The sequence below is a fragment of the Ectobacillus sp. OTK genome (genome assembly GCF_059698935.1).
The window spans coordinates 1,500,575-1,519,677 of record NZ_AP048547.1 but is presented as its reverse complement, the minus strand read 5'-3'; the positions used below and the strand labels follow the sequence as shown (position 1 = coordinate 1,519,677).

Here is a 19,103-nt window from a genome sequence, read left to right as displayed (position 1 = left end):
AAAAAAATCCTACAATTGTCTACTACATCGAAATGCTCCTTTCTGGCAATTTCTTAACATACAAATAAACCGGACTAGCGTATGCTAATCCGGTTTATTTAGATAAACGATTTAACCTTCCCTTCATGTAAGCCGCTTTTTTTCCTTCTGCATGTCATGCGGCATGGCGGCTTCTTTTCGGTATTGCTTAGGTGATACTCCTACAGCCTTCTTAAAAGCTGTACTGAAATAATGCTGTGTTTCATATCCAACCCGTTCAGCTATTTCATAAATGGAAAAATCGGTCGTATTTAACAGCTCAATTGCTTTTTTGATCCGCATATTCGTCAATAGGCCGACGAAAGACATTCCCAGCTCCTGCTTGATCATCTTGCTTAAATATACAGAGGATACTTGTAGTGAATGAGCGAGTGATTCCAACGTTAAATCCGCTTCTGAAAAATGATTGGAAATATACTCTCTTGCCCGGCGCACCATCGGAGAAATATGCATATCTTTGTAAATGATTTTCTTGCAATGCCTATACACATGAGGAATAGCTGCAATTTCCTGTCCCACAGACTCGAAGTGCATATTGATTGCAATTTTTAAATAGTGTTTTAGCATTCTTTCAATCTCAAATAGTTTCTCTGTCGGAGTCATATCCCATAGAAACACAACAACCAGTCCTGTATGGTCATGAAAGATACTATTTTGAAGCGGCTTCAGCAGTTCCGATACAATATTTTCAATTGCAAATAAAAGGAGCCGTCTATCATTCTCCTTCATCAACAATTGATTCGCGTAAAACTCAGGACATTGAATGACACCCAATTGCCTTGGACATGCCGCAGGCAGCTGCAGAAAATGAAGCTGTTCGATAATTTCCCCTTCCGTCATGCCCCCTTCTATCCATTCCAAATAAAACCGTTCCCGTAAAATCGTAAAGTTTTTTGTAATTTGATTGGATGCCATTTCTAAGTATTGCTTCTGTTGTATTGTTGTCTCTAAGCTTTTGCGAACATTCTCAAGCACACTTCGCAGCTGTTCCGGATTTGCCGGTTTTAAAATATAATCATCGACATTTAAACGGATCGCCTCCTGTGCATATGTAAACTCGTCATGGCCTGTAATGATGACAATTTTACATTGCGGAAGCTTCTCACGCATATGCCGAATCAATGTCATTCCATTCATAATCGGCATATTCAAGTCAACGAGAAGAACATGAATATCGTGCTCAAGAGCCAGCTCTAACGCTTCCTCACCGTCCTCAGCCTCCGCTATGACCTTCATATGCATTGCTTTCCAATCCAACGCATCACGAATTCCCTCGCGGATAATCGGTTCATCGTCAGCAATTAATACTCTCCATGTGTTTGGCAACGATTCCACCCCCCTGTTCGCTCTTCTAGTTACGATTGCTCCCTCATAAGCGGCAAGCGACCTGTTACCGTTGTCCCTTTTCCTAGTTCGCTGTCAATCCACAAGCCGTACTCGCCTCCAAATGTAAGCTTAATTCTTGCCTGGACATTCATCATCCCATAGCCTGCATCCTTAATCCCATCCAGTTGTTCAGCAGCCGCCAGCATTCTACGAAGGGCATGAAGCTTTTCAGGCGGAATTCCAGATCCATCGTCTGTTACACGAATAACAAAATCGCCTTGCTGTTCCTCTGCCTCTATTAAAATATGACCCGGACCTCTCCTCGCCTTAATGCCATGATAAATGGCATTCTCTACAATCGGCTGCAATACAAGCTTTAGAACGGACACATCCTGAATGTTCGGGGCAATACACAAAGTGTAATTGAGTTTATCCTTATACCTCGCCTTTTGTATTTTCAGATAGCTTCGAATGTGCTCGATCTCCTCTACAAACGGAATCATATCGTTCCCTTTACTAAGACCAATACGAAACAGGCGTGATAATGACTCTACAACTTCTGCAATATCCGCTGCTCCCTTTTTACGCGCCATCCAGTTAATTGTATCGAGTGTGTTATATAGAAAATGCGGCTTAATATGTGCCTGCAGGCTGCGCAATTCCGCTTCGCGTTTTTGGCGTTCCTGCACCTCGGTCAATGTAAGAAGTTTGCGGATTTGCTCAAGCATTTTGTTAAAGCTTTGACCGAGCTTGCCAATTTCGTCTCCCCGTTTTCCTTCGTAGCGAACTTCCAAACTTCCTGATTCTACCCGCTGCATAACTGACATAAGCTGACCAATCGGCCTCGACATCGAATGTGATAAGTAGTAGGCGGCCGCAATTCCGATTAAGCATACGAAAAAAACAAAGCTAATCACATAGAAGCGGATCTCCTTTACTTCAAAAGCGGATTCCTCTGTTGAAAATACACCAATAGTTGTCCAATTTGTAAAAGGTGATTTTTCATAAATAAATTGCAGCCTGCTTCCGTCTATTTGCTTAGAGAAATCTCCTGAATCTCCCTTTAACCATTGAACAGGAACCTTACTAATAAGCCGTTTTTCAGGAGAATAAATGCTTGAGCCAGCTTCGTCCGTTACCATTAAATAGCCCGACTTGCCAAGATGGGTGTCCTTTACCGCTTCCTCAATGACGCGCAGCTTTAAGTCGATTAATATAACCCCCTTCACTTGCTGTGTATCAGGGTCCAAAATAGCTCTTACGATAGACACAACCTCATCCTCACTATAATTCACATGACTCGTAATGTTCCGATTGACTGGGTGACCTATGATTTTAAGAATGCCTTGATTCTTTACCGCCTCTTTATACCAGGACTCCTCTGTAAGGCTGACAACAGAACGTGCATATAGTTCATTACTGACATATTCTCCTTTGTTATTTACAACAAGAATACCTGCTGCTTCTGGATACAAAGCTGTAAGCCCTTGCAAAAATTGCAGCATATCATATTGATTATCTTCGGAGAACAGCTTTGGTTCTTCTCCGTTCAAAAATCGTTTCACGCCTGGATGAAGCGGGATAAAATAGCTAATATTTTGCATGTTATTCGCATAAGATTCCAGTGTTTTATTTACCTGCCCGATTAATTGCAGCGTATTACGAGCGACTTGTCTTTCAATAATCCGATCTGCCGTCCAGCTCGTTACAAATCCTAGTGCAATTGAAGGTAGAATCATAATTAATAATAGAAGGCTAATCCACTTATACCGTATAGGAAGGTTATTTATATTCAACTGCTGCACTCGTTTCAACTCAATTCCCTCCCCTGCAAATCACTTGGCATAATATTGTTCTACGTTCTCCTTTGTCACAATTGAAATTCCGGTATCAACATACGTTGGCACTAACGCTGCATTAGGAGTATTTGGCCTTGGCATGCCAATATGATGTTGAAGATGAAACAAAAATTGCAAGGACCAATATCCCATGTTCCACGTTCCCTGCGCCAATGTGACTGCAATTTCCCCATCCTTTACCATGTCGAGTGTTCTCTTATCTGTATCAAAGCTCATGATTTGTATTTTCCCTGTTTCACCTAACGCCTGCACAGCCTCAGCAATCCCAACGCCGCCATTTGCCTCTGTCACAAAAATTCCAGACACCTGCGGGTATTGCTTCAAAATATTTGTTGCTTCCTTTCTAGAGACAAGCTGATCCCCTTTCCCATCCCTTACCGCAATCACTTTCATATTGGGATATTGCTGTTCGATTGTTTCAATAAAACCCTTTGTTCTTTGCTGATGATTTAACTGGTTTGGTAATGTCACAACCGCAACTTGTCCATTATTATTTAAAAGCTCGGCCATCTTACGTGCTGCCACTACCCCCGCATGATAGTTATCCGTTCCCAAAAAGGGCCTTGCTTTGCTGGAAGAAGCCCCAGAATCAAACAGTACGACTGGAATTCCTGCATCGACAGCCTTATTAATAACAGGAGTCAGTGCATCAGGATTAATAGCAGAGATAGCAATACCAGAGGGCTTTCTCGCGATTGCCCGCTCTAACACCATCATTTGCTCATGTATGTCATACTGCTTAGCACCACTATATTCTACCGAAACGTTCAATGCCTTCGCGGCATCCTCAAACCCTTTTAATGCAGGTTTCCAGTAATCAATTCCTGCCAAAAAGGTCACCATAATATACTTTTGTCTCATGTCTCCTTGCAGCGTTTTATCAGCTTGGTTAGAAGATACCAAAGAGGTTTCTATGTGATAATGATGATACAAATAAAAAGAAAATAATCCAACTAAGGATATATAAATGAATAATAGCTTTCTCATTCTTTGAAACCCCTTTCAAAAAAAACGGTATTCATCAAATCTTGCTAACTGCTTTGAGCCTGTTTGACAACCCCCTTATACTCCAGCATCCACAAATGTGTGACATAAATATATACAAACTAGCACCGATTGACAAGAGAACCCTGGTAATCTAGCACTGCTCTAATTTTATTCTGTCCCTACAGCAAAAACAATCCTAAATGTTTAGCTGTCTTATAAATACAAGATAAATAGAGGTACCTTCTGGAAACGTATCTGAATTGACAAAGCGAGGCATAGACAAAACTAACAGTTTGAAGCTTTACAAACGAATAGGTTTTGAGGATTCAGGGGTATATGTATGTAGATGTTTAAGACAAGATGTAACGCAGCTGGATATAAAGTCTTTGATTCAGGGGAGACGAGATAACCTACAGGCCATTCCTGTCTTTTTTGCGGAATAAGGCGGGATACCTTTGAGGGAGTATTGTCTAACGAACACGGAATGCTCCCGCCTCAGAATAATCTCCGTCACAACAAGCAAATGCACGCTATATGACGGAGAACATTCTTCCGCAGAAGCAAAGACAAGCATGTTTGCTTTTCTTAATCCTAACCTTCTTACTGAACTCTCTCCAGGAAATCATGCAATTTATCCAGTGTAATTAAGTTACGGTTACAAGCATAGCTGTCTTGGCAAATATAGTTTCCTCTTTTTGTAAAGGTGTCTATTCCCGAGCCTTTTATTTCGGACATAAACATCCCCACTTCCGCATGGCGATTGCACAACGCGCAAATTCCCTTTTGGCTGACACTTTTAAATGTACCCTGTACACCGATGAGCTTGTTATTGTATGGAGCTACAAGATATTTTTTATTTGAGCCTTGATCATTCCATCCCAAATAGGAAATCTCCCTTACATCCATATTCTCTAGTGAAGGGGCCTTGAGCTTCTTTACCTTTGGGAATAGCTTTCTGATTGTTTGTTCTGTTACATCTTGAAAAGGAATTACATACGGCTTTACTTGTGATAAAAACACTTCAGCATCCTCTTTATTTTTTATACTAACAATTGAGTGCAGCAGCTGAGTTTGTTCCTCACTAATATCTGCAAATAAACGCAGCACCTTTTCCTTCGCAAGAGACCTTAGCGCATCAAGAACACCTGCGTCGTTGGCGGACGCATGCCCATTAATAAGAATCTGTGTTTGTGCTTTTATAAAGTTATACTGATCACTTCTGATAAAGGGCTTCATTTCCATCACTCCTATTCATCCCGCATGAACGGGAAATGCAGCAGCACTTGTCCGTTCATGTTTGATTCATTCAACGAACCACCAGCAGGGAAACCCCTCACCCTCACTAATAATTGTTCGTTCATCTCTTTTCATTTTAAAAGAGCGCTTCGTGATACACAATGCAGCAAATAATTCTTAATCAAACTCGGCATACAAAAAGCACTGATAACCTATATATTAGATTATCAGCGCTACGATTATCATTCCTATTTACTTCGAATATACAATTTTTTTAATCGTTTCCGTAGAGAGAAAATATTCTTCGGCTAATTGATTGATACTCTTTCCGCTTTGAAATTCGTTTTTAATAGCGGTATTTCTGCTCTTAATCAATGTTCTTGTTCCAGAACGTGTACCCCATTTTTGATAAGATTGTTTAGGTTTAGGAATATAAATCGTTTCTCCTTGCACATACTTCTGAATTTCTGTAATAAGCTCTTCAGGCAAAATAGCGGTCGCTTTTACATATCTCATTTCTGCCAGCCCCTTATTTTTTAGTAAAAATGAAAATAAGGTGCAAAGCCAAGTATGTGAGAAAGGACAGAAACTCACTTGGGCGATTGTATATTACATTCTCCACCCCATGCAAAGTATCGCCTCTCCTATACTAGGCTTTGCATGAGACGCTGCAGATTTTGGCAATACAATTGTATTTGCCATTTTTACACCCCCTCAAAAATTTCTTAGTTAACCATTTTAGATCCTTCATACAACTTACACTTACATTTTCTATTATTATACAACGATTGCAGACTTCATACATCTTTATGTATCTAACGAACTTCACATTTATCAACCATGGTCATGTTAGTTTAGTAGATGAGCATCATAAATATGGTTCTGGGCTTTTATTTTTCGTGTTTGATGAATCCGTTTCGTTTCGTGTGGAAATGAATTTGGAACAGCAAAGGGAAAATCTTTATTACATATATTATTTCTAATAATAAGATATATCATAACAGACCCGTAAAAACAAAGAAACAATGCCAAAATTGTGAATTTTTTTACAGAATCCCAAAAAAAGTTTCGACAATTTTACAAAAAATAATTTTAATTTCAACAATAACCTTTTAAAAAAAGCCCATATTGACTATATTCATTGTCATTTTTGTCGATATTCACCTAAAATCGTCATACGGTTTTGACTAGTTAAATAGACATATTTTGTTAGAATAAGTCTTGTTATATAAGATTGTTTCAGACAACATAGAGGAGGTTTGTAATGGAAGAGTTACTTAATCATGAAGAGGATCGTACACAGACTCCTATCTACAATGAGGAGGAGCAAGAATATTTTTACAAATTATGGGAAGAAGATCGGTTATAATAACCCTTTATATACAAAACTAAGGAATCGCTTTCAGGAGGGGAACATATTGAAAAAACAATGTATTGCTATGCTTTTGGCTGGCGGAAGAGGGACAAGATTAAAAGCATTAACAGACAATTTAGCAAAACCTGCTGTGCCCTTTGGAGGGAAATATCGAATCATCGATTTTACATTAAGTAATTGCAGAAATTCAGGAATTGATACGGTCGGAGTATTAACCCAGTATCACCCCCATGTTTTACAAAGCTATATTAGAGACGGGAAGGAATGGGATCTTGGCAGAAGAGATGGCGGTTTAAGCATTCTTCCTCCGTACCAATGTGAAAATGGTGCACGCTGGTATGAAGGTACTGCACACGCGATTTACCAAAATGCTCATTTTATCGAACAATATGACCCTGAGTATGTGCTTGTGATTTCTGGAGATCATATTTATAAAATGGACTACACCAAAATGCTCCAGCAGCATATTCAATCCTCAGCAGATGCCACTATCTCTGTGATAGAAGTTCCATGGAATGAGGCAAATAGATTCGGGATTATGGAAATAGATGAAAATACGAATCAAATCGTAAATTTTGCGGAAAAACCAGAAAATCCTATCTCTAATTTAGCTTCTATGGGAATTTATATTTTTAATTGGAAAACACTGAAATTCTATTTAGAACAAGAAGAAAAAAATGAAGATTCCTCCAAAGATTTTGGAAAAGACATTATACCTGCTATGCTTCGAGACAACCTCAAGCTATTTGCCTATGAATTTAACGGATACTGGAAGGATGTCGGAACAATTGACAGTTTCTGGGAAGCGAATATGGATTTGCTCAAAAAGGAAACAAACGTCCTTCTAAATCAGCCGGATTGGAAAGTATATACAGTCGAACAAACTTACCCTCCTCAGTACCTTGATTATGATGCTTCGGTAAAACAGACCCTTATTAGTGAGGGGTGCGAAATTTATGGAACAGTTGAAAATTCCGTTCTTTTCAACGGAGTAAAGGTGGGAAAAGGAACAATTATAAAGGATTCTGTCATTTTACCAAATGCAGTAATTGGTGAAAATGTAACCATCGAAAAAGCAGTCGTTGGCCCGGGAATCTTTATAGGAAACCATGCTGTCGTTGCTTCTGCGGATTCGTTTAAAGGTATTACATTAGTAGGAGAAAATATACCAGGCCAGCCTAATAAGCCTGTGTTACCTAATGTTATTTAACAAAGAAAACAGAGGCGCAGTTGCCCTTATACTTTATCCCTAAAATTTCCCGCTGCATCGAATTAGCTTCTAGCTGGAAATTTAGACTTCCTTAAAGTACAAAATGTTAGAATCGTCCCCCTTGATACCAAGGGGGATTCTCTATGTAGCGAAAGCATATACTCTTTTGGGACCAAACGGTTCGCTGTTAGACATTCAGCTTAATGTATTCCGTAATGTTCCAAGCATTTGTATTGATATAGTAATCTCATCCTCTGAAGCCAGCCAAGATTGTTCGCTCTCCGGATAACTCAATACTACACCTTCCTCACCTTGTACAATGGCTTGCTTTAAGGTTTGCGGAACGGGTAAAGCGAATGCTTCGCTAGCTTCCACCAAATCAAGAACGCCATGCTCAGTGAGAATAGCTAATCTTAATCCTTCATCTTTCGCAATGTGCAGAAGTTTCATATAAAAGTCCTCTTTCTTATATATTCCTTTACCTATTGGTAAACTGTCGCCTCTTCAAGTTCATTAGTCATTATACAATGTAATTATTTATAAAGCTCTCTTATAAGATCCTGTCGTATATTTCTAATAAACAGCTAAAACAAACCAAAGAAACTCGCGCCAAAATCCTGCTCGCAGTAGACTTTTGGTTAGCTCTTCCCTATATCAGCTGTAAAAGTCTAAATTGTACTAACATAGTACATCTAAGTGATAAAAGAAAGCAACGTAATGGTTATTACGTCGCTTTGGGGATTAAATGTTTATTTCATGATACTTCAATAAATATTAACCAATTTATCTTACCAATACTGTCGTATTTGCCGGGATAACTAATGTTGATTTTTCTTTTTTTGCTCCCTCTTCACTAGAGAAAATTAGTTTTCCTTTCTGTGAAACAGTTAATGTAACCTCTTTATCCGAAATGTTGTGGTACACCTGAATCGATTTGTTTTTATAGGAACGGCTGTATGCAATAACTTGTGAATTCTCCACTTGTATCACCTCTAAGTTCCCCTTCACAAGCTCCTCGTGCTGCTGGCGAACACGTATCATTTCTCGATAGTGATTCAAAAGAGAGCTTTCTTCTTTATCTTGCGCTTCTACTGAGATGCCGTTGTGACCGACGTTATACACTGGAGTTTCCCAGCTTGTTTGACCTTGTCCATCACCTTCGTACCAGCGGAACGGTTCGCGAATCAACTCATCTGGTTTTTGACCTGTCATGCCAATTTCTTCACCGTAGTAAATGAACGGGTTACCAGGAAGCGTCAATAAAATAGAAGCCGCTGATTTTGCTTTATTCACATCACTATTTAATTCACTCATAACACGATTTTGGTCATGGTTTGTTAAAAATGTGCCGTCAATTTTATTTGGGTTATATGTTTTATACAATTGATCCGTTGCTAACGCAGCAGCCGCTACCCCTTGGTCTGTACCATTTTTAACAGAATTTACGATCTTGCCTGCCAGGTCGAAATTAAACAAGGAATCTAATGATTGATAATAAGGCGCGACTACTTCTGGTTGATCCCATACTTCACCGACTAAATATGCATCTGGCTTTGTTTCTTTCATTGCATCGCGAAATTCATTCCACCATTGGATATTTTTCTTTGCCCCTTCAGGTGTTTGACCTTTAAAGATATGCATGGCTGCATCTAAACGAAAACCATCAATCCCTTGGTTTAGCCAAAATTTCCCGACATTGATCATTTCTTCTCTTACTTTAGGGTTATCATAGTTTAAGTCTGGCATTCCTTCCCAAAATGTCGCGTAGAAATATTCCCCATTAGGTGCTTTATGCCATACCTGCTGCCCCCACGAGCCCTTTTCATTTAAATCTGTATTTTTGTCGGCCCAAATATAGTAGTCTCGATATTTACTATTTTTATTTTGCAGTGCATCGATAAACCATGGATGTTCACTGCTTGTATGGTTTACCACAAGATCCATTACAACTTTCACATTACGCTTGTGCGCTTCCCTCATAAGATTACGGAAATCCTCTAAGCTTCCGTACTGAGGATCGACATTATAATAATCTGTTACATCATATTTGTGATAGCTGGGAGATGGATTTACAGGCATCATCCAAAGTCCATTGACCTGAAGATCCTTGTTTGTTTTTGGATTTCCATCATTCAAGTAATCAAGCTTCTTTGTGATACCTTTTAAATCACCGTGTCCATCCCCATTGGTATCATAAAAAGAATTCACATACACCTCATAAAAAACTCCATCTTTGTTATTTAACTTTGGTGATTTTTGACCTTTATCATGAGTGAGTGTTTCTGCATGTATGCCTGTTGATAAACTTATAATTAACGGTACAGATAATGCTAATGCAGTTAATTTTTTCCCCTTCATACGTCTATCCCCCTATTTGTAAACGTTTTAATTTTTGTTCTCCGCCTGTCATATGTATAAAGGCAATAGTTTCATTTATACAAGGTGTGTATTTATTGCAGCTATACGTGCGGCCGAGCATTTCTTCCAATGATACAGCCAAAGATTCATAAAGTGCGATTTTATTCCGGATCCTTAAAACTCATTAAACATATAGATTCATCAGAAACATTGAGCCTACAATGCTTTTAGTTGAATCTCTCATTTACAGACAACGTCCAAAGCAGTTGCGCAACCGTTTTCACTTGTCTTACTTTAATCCTACTTAGATTGGTTATAGTTGTCAATTATATTTCAAAAAAATGTAAAAATATTGTGCAACCACGATGTATTTCATTCACTCTAGTAATTATGCTCTTCCCAGTAAGATTTTTCTCTTTCTTATTAGTTAAAATAGGGGGATTAATTAGGATCCTTCCACTGGTTCAAATACTTTATTGTTAAATTGACCCTGCACTCAATTTAGATATAATTCCCGCTTGTACATGAGAGCAGAAATAGCGCAATCGATTTCATAAATTATCGGTGTAACCCCGTTTATAATTTAGTCTATAGCTGTACATAATCTTTCTCACCCCTATTACGAACACAACACTCTACCTATCTGTATTTAATTCTAATAGGCTGTGCTGAAATAAACAGCCTGCAGATTGTTTGAAGCTTTAGACGTATTTCAAAATCGGACACTCCCACAACCCATCCACAATCATGTTACATTTCCTCGAAAATAATGGAAGGTTAAGGCCACTCTTTACAGAACTATTTAGAAGGGACTATTTCCAGTTATTACAATCTACTGTCCTTTACTTCTCACATTTAATATATAAGGAGAGTGAGCCCGCAATGACAGTCTACGATATTATTATAATCGGAAGCGGACATAATGCTCTAATTACTGCTGCCTACTTAACCCGTGCCGGCCGCAGTGTGTTAGTGTTGGAGAAAAATGATCGACCAGGGGGATTCCTACGTACGGAGGAGTTAACTGTGCCAGGATTTAAGCATGATGTATATGCTGCAGCCCATCCGCTCCTTTTGACGGGGCAGGCCTATGCGGATCTTGGAAAATCCCTAGAAGCACGCGGGTTACGCTATGTAAATACTGATTTGCCTACTGGTGTTTCTATGGAGGACGGACGAACAGCAATACTCCCTCGCTCGTTTGAGGATTTCGTTGCAGAAGCCGAACGATTAGCTCCAGATGACGGAGCCGCAGTGATTCGGATGTTTGAAGAGTTTAATCCATATGCTAACGATGTTTTCACGTTATTTAATCAAGATCTTTCCCGCCCTCCAGCAAACGAAATAATTACAAAACTACTTCACGAAAGAGGACGTCCAGGCTATTCGGAATTTGCCGCTTCATTGTTCTCAACCGCGCGAAATGTTGTAAGGTCTTTTCAATCCCCAGTGTTACGGGCAATGCTAGCGTCTTGGGTTACTCATCTGGGCCGTACACCGGATGAAGTCGGTAGTGGAATTTGGGTTCCGCTTACTGCGATGGCACTGATGGGCGGCGGGATGCCGATACCGGAAGGCGGCAGTGAAATGCTGGCACAAACATTAACGCAGTTAGTGCAGGACCAAGGCGGAGTCATTCGCACGCAAACGCATGTCCAGCGTATTATAGTGAAGAACAATCGTGCTGTTGGAGTGCAAACAGCAGATGGTGAAGAATTTCACGCTGCACAAGCTGTGGTTGCTTCTACCACTCCTGATCAACTCTACCTCTCGCTATTAGCGGATGCGGATATTAGTGCTCCTTTACGCAAGCAAGCAAAGCAATATCGCTACGGGCGTGGCTGCGTACAAATCCATCTTGCACTGAGTGAGCCGCCGCGCTGGCCTGATGCACGTTTTTCCAAGGTTGGTCAACCGCATCTTACAGATGGGCTGGACGGCTTTACACTGGCGATTGCGCAAGGAATGGCCGATTTATTGCCGGTTAAACCAACCTTCACAGTAGATTGCCCGACCAACCTTGACCCTACGCGCGCACCAGCTGACAAAGCCATCATGCGGATTCAAGTGCTGGAGGTACCATGCCGCCCTCGCGGTGATGCTGCCGGTCAGATCGACGTTGGTGATGGCACTTGGACTCCTGATCTTACTCAGCGCTTTACTGAACGTGTGCTTGCAGTCGTGAGTAAACATATTCCTAATATCCCAAGTGCCATTATTGGACAAGCCGTTGTCACACCTAAAACAATCGCACAATATAATCCAAACGCAGGACCAGGTGATCCGTACGGTGGTGCACATGACCTGTCGCAGAGCTATTTGTTCCGCCCTCTTCCTGGACAACCGAGCCATCAGACAACGGTGCCAAACCTTTATATGGTAGGTGCGGCAACTTGGCCAGGACACGGAATCAATGGCGGATCAGGATATATTGTCGCGCGGCAGCTTCTATCGTAATTCGGCCAGTGAATATAAGCAGATCCTATCTTAGTAGTCTAAATAGTTAACAGCGTTACAGTTTCATCAATTTTATCTTGTACTATCCTCACTTACTGATTTTTCATCGGATAGTGAGGATAGTTCACTTTTTTAACTATTGCAGATTACTCAATTGTTCCGGTACTCTTTACCGAGGTGTCAACAGATACATCAAATTTCAAGCGGGGATATATTTGTTTCCACTCTGCGTATGTATCTCTTGTGTGAAGGCGGGTTGCCTGATAGCGCAGACCAAATCCTAATGGGTCTACCTCATTTTTCTGAAGCATTTTCAAGAAGTCGACAATTCGTTCTTTGGATGCTTCACTTGCATATTTGCTATATGTATCCATGTTACTAGGTGAAAGGGAATCCTTTGATTCCTCTACAATCCCCTCCATTTTGACTTTTATTTTCAAGACAGGTGCTTGATTGGCGGGGGTCAAAATTTTATAGTTCACCTTTGCCGTATCAACAGACAGTGTGAAGTATAATCCTTTCTTTTTCACCTTCACATCTACCTTTTCAGCATTTCCGGAAAGTGTACTATAATCTTTCGTCTGATCAGCTGTTAGCTCTAGCTTTTCTTTACGATTTTTAAATATGACCGCTTTGTTGATGATAAATTTCGTTTTTTTCTTATTTGTTTCGATAATAGGTACAATTGCATCTATACCCTGTTCTAACAACCTTCTTCTAAAATCAAATAAATAGGTTGTTACAATGTATCCGCTTTCTGTTCCAATTCCAGAAAAAATATTAAATAAGGCATTGGAGCCCGCCATTTCCGAAGAAGGTTCTGTTTTTAGTACCTTTGCCGCTGTCGGTCTGCCGATAGCTACCCATGAGATGAATTGAATATCCCTTCTTCTCAGAAAAAAATCAATGTCTTCTACCATATCCCGATGGATTAAATCTTCACCTAACACAATCATTTTGGCCTGGCCAAAATCCAATTCCTTATCAATATGCGTCTTCAAAATACGTATAGCCTCCGCTAAGGTTGCTGCCTCGTTTGTTAAATAAGTATAGCGCGGCCCCGGAGAATCTTTGGCCGTACCAGATGGAATAGCTAATTTTAAAATAACACGATAGGGCTTTGTCTTGCTTTTTGTATAATCAAGGCCGATTGCAACGACAAAGATACGTTTATCAATATCCTTAAATCCGCATCCTGCTGATAAAATGACAGAGGACAGCATGACCATCACAAGGAAAAGGATTTTTCCTTTTTTCAAGACTGCCTTCATGCTTTTGCCCTCCTTTTTATAAACCAAAGCATCATTAGAACGACCATAAAGAAAAATGGTAATACGTTAAAAAAGTACCTTGTATACACGGTAACTTCATGCTCCGTTACATATGGAATCAATCTCAAACTAATAAGCCAGAAAATACTAATAAACAGATAGGGTGTGAGATTGCGGCCCTTCCATTGGAACCGTTTTAACCAAAACACACTTTTCAGAAGTTCTATTGCCACATGCCAGTGAATTAGAATACTCAGAAATGAAATTACCAAATACAAAACTAAGAACATAAATAGAACCCGCTCCACGAAACCGAATTCGATCCGCATCGAGTCACTTGTAAGAATCCACGGGTAAACTAGGTTTCCAATATGGTCAAATCCGTTGTAGCCAATCGGGACAAAATAGGTTGTACATAGGTTTCCTCCCATAATGAGGAAAGTAATTACTAATTGACGCCAATTCATCTTTTGCCTCTTTGTGAATACACGATTGAAAATAATTAAGTTGGAGGCACCTAAAAATACATATAAGGCTGCAGAAAATGCGGAATAACTTGGAGTATGATACATATACATCACAGACTTCTTCACAAAGTCCCATTCCATTCCTTCGCCCGTATATGCTTTTAGCATGATAAGAATTACCAAAGGAATATTGAAAAACACAACCGCTTCAATTGTGTATAATACACTTTTGGAACTCATTAACATTCCAAATGAAATAAAGCATAGAAAAATAGACACAATCCATGACACCGGCATTTCCGGTGTCAAAAATCGTTTTAATAAGAAGGAATAGGTAATGAGCGTCGCAAGTCCTGCTAAAAACCATGCAATTACAAGATACATAAGAAATGGAAGAGAGATCCATTTAGGGGTATATTCCTTGAGTAATTCAGGCAGTCCTTTACCAGGAAATGAATGAAAAAATCTTGCCATTATATATATAAATAACGAACCAAGAATTAAGGCCAGAATCATAGAAGGAATCGTTCCCTTTGTTCTATCCTCAAGTAGAATTTTAGGGACAGATGCAACAATATTTGCAGCCATATTTACGAGTACTAGATAATAAAAATATCGATTCACCTCTACATCCCTCTATTTTCATCAGGTTTTTTCTGGATAAATAGCTTAAAATACGGTTCTCCAAAGCTGTTCATATGTGTCAGATACATAATGAATCCAATAAGCGATAACATCAACCCTGCAATTCCAGCAACAGCTGCAAAGAATAATAACAAATATTTTGTAACCCGTATCGCAAAACTCATCTCATTTATGGGAACGGCGAAGTTCGAAATTGCTACAGCAGATACAATAATGATCATAATATTAGAAGCTAATGCTGCTTCTGTTGCAGCAGTACCTAAAATCAATCCCCCTACAGTTGTAGCTGTTCCGCTTATCGATTTAGGGAGCCGGATACTCGCTTCGATTAACAGTTCCATGATGAGAAGCATAAACAATACTTCTAAGTAGGAAGGATACGGAACACCTACACGACTCCCTGCTACTGACAGCGCAAGCTGCACCCGAAATATTTCAGGATTAAAGGAAGTAACTGCGACATACGTTCCCGGTAAAACTAAACTAATTAATAATCCTGTGTAACGCAGCATCTTTGTGGATTTCGTGATCCAATATGAACGGTAATTATCCTCCATTGAATTCATAAAATCATAGAAAACACTAGGTGCTATAATTGCAAATGGGTTGCCATCCAACAGTAAAACAACTTTTCCGCCTGTTATATTATAAATAATTCGATCTGTCCGTTCTGTAATCATCATAGTAGGAAAGAGGGAATATTTCTTTCCGTTCATCATCCGCCCTAGCTCTCCAGTGGATTGAACAATAGGCTCCCCTAACTCCTCTAATCTTTTTTTTACATTTTCAAGAACTGTTTCATTAACAACATCTCGATCATATAAAATAGCAAGTGACTGATGAGATTTCTTTCCTACTTCAAACATCTCTATGGAAAAGGACGGTTGATGATACCGTTGCCGAATTAAATTGATATTCGTCTGCATATCCTCACTTAATGCAGTTTGCGGACCTTGAATAGTCGTTTCAACAGAAGTTTGCAACACGTTATTTGTATTTACCTTCTTGACATCAAACATGAGGAGATTGCCTTGAATCATTACCACAACACTGCCTTTTGTCAATTCCAAAAGAATCTGCTCTCTTGATGTAAACTCCTGCTGATTAGGAAGTGATTGCAGATACGCTTCAAAATGCTGTTCAGTAGGCATTTCAAAGAAAGGTTTGATGATATTCTGCTGAAGCTGCATACCATCCACTACTGTTTTAATGAATATAAGTACAGCCGTTTTTTCCTCAATTTGCAGCTTTTTGTGTGTCATATCAAAAGACTGCTTTAATTGTTCGGCTAGCCAAGATACGGTTTGAGTTGCATTTAACATCCTTTCACCTGCATTTTCTTATATTTAGACTTCATCAATTCTCCCATCATAGCTTTCGTGGACCTGCCCTTTTGTTTCCATGATTGCGCTAATTCTTGAGGCAGTCCTCATGAGCAAACGAATTTTGCGTCCTCATACATCCCCTTTTATTAACCTACATGGAAGATCTTTATTTATAAACTTCCTACATATGTAATTTTTTATTCAAATAAACCTTTCATAAGAAATTTTGGATTATATGCTAAAAGTATATAAAGGTTCATCATATATCCATCTAATTTTACATATATTTTCTTTTTTCTATCTAATCGCAAAACAAAAAGGAGTAGACTCTCTACCCCTTTTCGTGATGATATATCTTAAATTTTATGAATTGGAAGGACTAAACAGCTTCTCAAGCCTACGAGCGATTTCCTCGTTGTCCGCCTCGACAACTTCCTGATATTGCGGTTTGTCGAACAATTGACTGATTTGCTCAGGGAATGTCTGCTCAATATCGCAGCGTTCAATGGATTCATTGAACTTTGCTGGATGAGCTGTTGCAAGCGTTACACAAACCTCATTAGGCTCATTGCATGTTTCGTACGCAGCAACACCGCAGGCAGTATGCGGATCAAGTAAATAGTTGGATTCAGCATAGTACTTGCTGATTGTTCGCAAGCACTCTTCCCCTACTACTCCATGTGCTGCGAAATCCTCTTTCACCTGGCGAAGCTGCTCCTCATTTACAACGATTTTGCCTTCTGACTTGAATTGATCCATTAAGGCAGACACTGCACTTGGATTTTCATCAAGCAAGTAGTACAGATAACGCTCGAAATTGCTAGCTACTTGGATATCCATAGAAGGGCTGTATGTGCTGCGGAACTCACCAGGCATGTACACTCCATCATGGATAAAACGTTCTAAAATATTATTCTCGTTCGTTGCCACAATGAGCTTGCCAACTGGAAGACCCATTTTCTTTGCAAGATAGCCAGCAAAGATATCCCCAAAGTTTCCAGTTGGAACACTGAAGTTCACCTTCTTCGCGCCTGTCTCTTTCGTAACTTGGAAGTAAGCATAGAAATAGTAAACTGTTTGAGCTAAAATACGAACAAAGTTAATGGAGTTAATCGCACGCAGATGATATTTATTTTTGAAATCTACATCTGCGAACAATTCCTTAATGATTCTTTGACCATCATCAAATGTTCCTTTTATCGCTAAATTTAAGACGTTTTCGTCATGAACAGTCGTCATTTGCAATTCTTGTACCTTACTTACTTTTCCATACGGATGCAAAATACAAATGCGAATGCCTTCTTTTCCTCTTACTCCTTCAATTGCTGATGCACCTGTATCCCCTGAAGTAGCACCAAGAATATGGATCGTTTCACCTGTCTTCTTTGATACGTAGGAATATAAATTTCCTAAGAACTGCAGAGCAATATCCTTAAAAGCAAAGGTAGGACCATGGAACAGTTCCAGAACATACATGTTATCCTTCACCTTTTGAACAGGAGTTACCTCTGGGTGGCGGAAGGTTGCATAGCTTTGCTCAATTAATTCCTTTAACTCATTGTCTGGAATTTCACCATCAACATAATAGGAAAAGATTTCATATGCTAATTCCTGATAGGTAAGCTGGGACATTGCCTGTAGCTTTTCTGCAGGAATTTGTGGGATTTTCTCCGGGACTAAAAGGCCTCCATCATTTGCCAGTCCCATCAAGACTGTATCGATAAAACCAATTTCACTTACATTTCCTCGTGTACTAACAAAATTCATAGTTATCCTCCAAGTAAAAATTAAATGTATTACTATCGTCACCTAAAATTAGATGTAAGTCAATATAATCAATATGGTAAATTGAGAAAATTTCAAAATTTTTAAACGGCTGAGGCCTCATTTCCAGTATTTATGATAAAATTGGCATCCCAATTGCTTATAAAGAGTACTGCGTTTCCAAATGGCAGTTGCTTCTTCATTTCATTCTCTTCATCTGATATAATTATCTTGAGAACCTATGAGCAAAAGGAACGACGTATCAATGAAACAAAATCTTGTATCTATTCTGTTTTTCAGCATAAGTTTTATTCTGATTTTTGCAGTGATTCAATTTGTATCAGAAGTTCAAAGAGAACACCAATCATTGAACCTGCGCTATTATCCTAAAATAGTAGTGCACAACATAAAAAATGGATTTCTAAAAATTTAATCGATATCTTTCTAAATTATAAATGATATCACCTTTTTATTTACATAATAGCCATCTGTTTATATGATTGCTTCCCTTCTCCTTGCGCCTTTCCCCCTACTTAAAAATACAATTTCAAATTAGTAAAAAGAAGAGACTAAAATGGTATCATTTTTACTGCATCAATTTTTGGAAATAAATGATGGTACATTGAAGGAGAATGGATTATGAAAAAAGTAAATTTTTGTCCTTCATGCGGACAAAAGCGACGCTTCTTCCAATACAGTTCGTTATGCTGAAGGGATCTATGTTGGCTATCGTCACTATGATACAAAAAATATACAACCTGCGTACGCATTCGGTCATGGTCTT

The 19,103-nt window shown here is 39.2% G+C and carries 13 protein-coding genes; 2 read left to right on the top strand and 11 right to left on the bottom strand.

The features are described from left to right. Nucleotides 1-123 precede the first annotated feature (123 nt). The 5 genes from AC6HZ4_RS07455 to AC6HZ4_RS07435 all read right to left on the bottom strand — a co-directional run bounded on the left by AC6HZ4_RS07455 (nucleotide 124) and on the right by AC6HZ4_RS07435 (nucleotide 5,963). The gene (locus tag AC6HZ4_RS07455; protein WP_497494349.1) at nucleotides 124-1,365 is read right to left on the bottom strand and encodes a response regulator; all 1,242 of its coding nucleotides are present in this window, start codon (nucleotides 1,363-1,365) and stop codon (nucleotides 124-126) included. A gap of 29 nt (nucleotides 1,366-1,394) precedes the next feature. After that, the gene (locus tag AC6HZ4_RS07450) at nucleotides 1,395-3,104 is read right to left on the bottom strand and encodes a cache domain-containing sensor histidine kinase (RefSeq protein ID WP_497495633.1); all 1,710 of its coding nucleotides are present in this window, start codon (nucleotides 3,102-3,104) and stop codon (nucleotides 1,395-1,397) included. Between the two features lie 96 nt (nucleotides 3,105-3,200). Beyond that, nucleotides 3,201-4,211 carry a substrate-binding domain-containing protein gene (locus AC6HZ4_RS07445; protein WP_497494348.1) on the bottom strand — a complete coding sequence of 337 codons (1,011 nt, stop codon included), beginning with the start codon at nucleotides 4,209-4,211 and terminating at the stop codon, nucleotides 3,201-3,203. Between the two features lie 600 nt (nucleotides 4,212-4,811). After that, on the bottom strand, nucleotides 4,812-5,447 hold the full coding sequence (locus tag AC6HZ4_RS07440) for a FusB/FusC family EF-G-binding protein (RefSeq protein ID WP_497494347.1): 636 nt from the start codon (nucleotides 5,445-5,447) through the stop codon (nucleotides 4,812-4,814). Nucleotides 5,448-5,699: 252 nt separating this feature from the next. Continuing rightward, nucleotides 5,700-5,963 (bottom strand): CD3324 family protein, encoded by a 264-nt coding sequence (locus tag AC6HZ4_RS07435; protein WP_497494346.1) that lies wholly within the window; start codon nucleotides 5,961-5,963, stop codon nucleotides 5,700-5,702. An 899-nt stretch (nucleotides 5,964-6,862) separates the two neighbouring features. Between AC6HZ4_RS07435 and AC6HZ4_RS07430 the strand changes: the two genes are divergently transcribed. Then, nucleotides 6,863-8,032 (top strand): glucose-1-phosphate adenylyltransferase, encoded by a 1,170-nt coding sequence (locus tag AC6HZ4_RS07430; protein WP_497495632.1) that lies wholly within the window; start codon nucleotides 6,863-6,865, stop codon nucleotides 8,030-8,032. Nucleotides 8,033-8,227: 195 nt separating this feature from the next. Here AC6HZ4_RS07430 and AC6HZ4_RS07425 read toward each other — a convergent pair whose 3' ends face one another. Further along, on the bottom strand, nucleotides 8,228-8,482 hold the full coding sequence (locus AC6HZ4_RS07425; RefSeq protein ID WP_497494345.1) for a hypothetical protein: 255 nt from the start codon (nucleotides 8,480-8,482) through the stop codon (nucleotides 8,228-8,230). 333 nt (nucleotides 8,483-8,815) lie between these two features. Beyond that, nucleotides 8,816-10,390: an alpha-amylase family glycosyl hydrolase gene (locus tag AC6HZ4_RS07420; RefSeq protein ID WP_497494343.1), complete on the bottom strand. Its 1,575-nt coding sequence runs from the start codon at nucleotides 10,388-10,390 to the stop codon at nucleotides 8,816-8,818. Nucleotides 10,391-11,272: 882 nt separating this feature from the next. On the opposite strand from AC6HZ4_RS07420, the gene AC6HZ4_RS07415 reads away from it, so the two are divergent. Beyond that, the gene (locus AC6HZ4_RS07415) at nucleotides 11,273-12,847 is read left to right on the top strand and encodes a phytoene desaturase family protein (RefSeq protein WP_497494342.1); all 1,575 of its coding nucleotides are present in this window, start codon (nucleotides 11,273-11,275) and stop codon (nucleotides 12,845-12,847) included. A 146-nt stretch (nucleotides 12,848-12,993) separates the two neighbouring features. Here the strand turns inward: AC6HZ4_RS07415 and AC6HZ4_RS07410 are convergent, their stop codons facing one another. The 4 genes from AC6HZ4_RS07410 to thrC all read right to left on the bottom strand — a co-directional run bounded on the left by AC6HZ4_RS07410 (nucleotide 12,994) and on the right by thrC (nucleotide 18,322). Next, entirely contained in the window at nucleotides 12,994-14,118 is a 1,125-nt protein-coding gene (locus tag AC6HZ4_RS07410; protein WP_497494341.1) for a Ger(x)C family spore germination protein, read from the bottom strand. After that, nucleotides 14,115-15,209: a GerAB/ArcD/ProY family transporter gene (locus AC6HZ4_RS07405; RefSeq protein ID WP_497494340.1), complete on the bottom strand. Its 1,095-nt coding sequence runs from the start codon at nucleotides 15,207-15,209 to the stop codon at nucleotides 14,115-14,117. Before AC6HZ4_RS07405 ends, AC6HZ4_RS07410 begins: the two co-directional genes overlap by 4 nt. A 2-nt stretch (nucleotides 15,210-15,211) precedes the next feature. Next, nucleotides 15,212-16,552, bottom strand: coding sequence for a spore germination protein (locus AC6HZ4_RS07400; protein ID WP_497494339.1), 1,341 nt, complete (start codon nucleotides 16,550-16,552; stop codon nucleotides 15,212-15,214). A gap of 366 nt (nucleotides 16,553-16,918) precedes the next feature. Beyond that, nucleotides 16,919-18,322: a threonine synthase gene (gene thrC, locus AC6HZ4_RS07395; protein WP_497494338.1), complete on the bottom strand. Its 1,404-nt coding sequence runs from the start codon at nucleotides 18,320-18,322 to the stop codon at nucleotides 16,919-16,921. Nucleotides 18,323-19,103 lie beyond the last annotated feature (781 nt).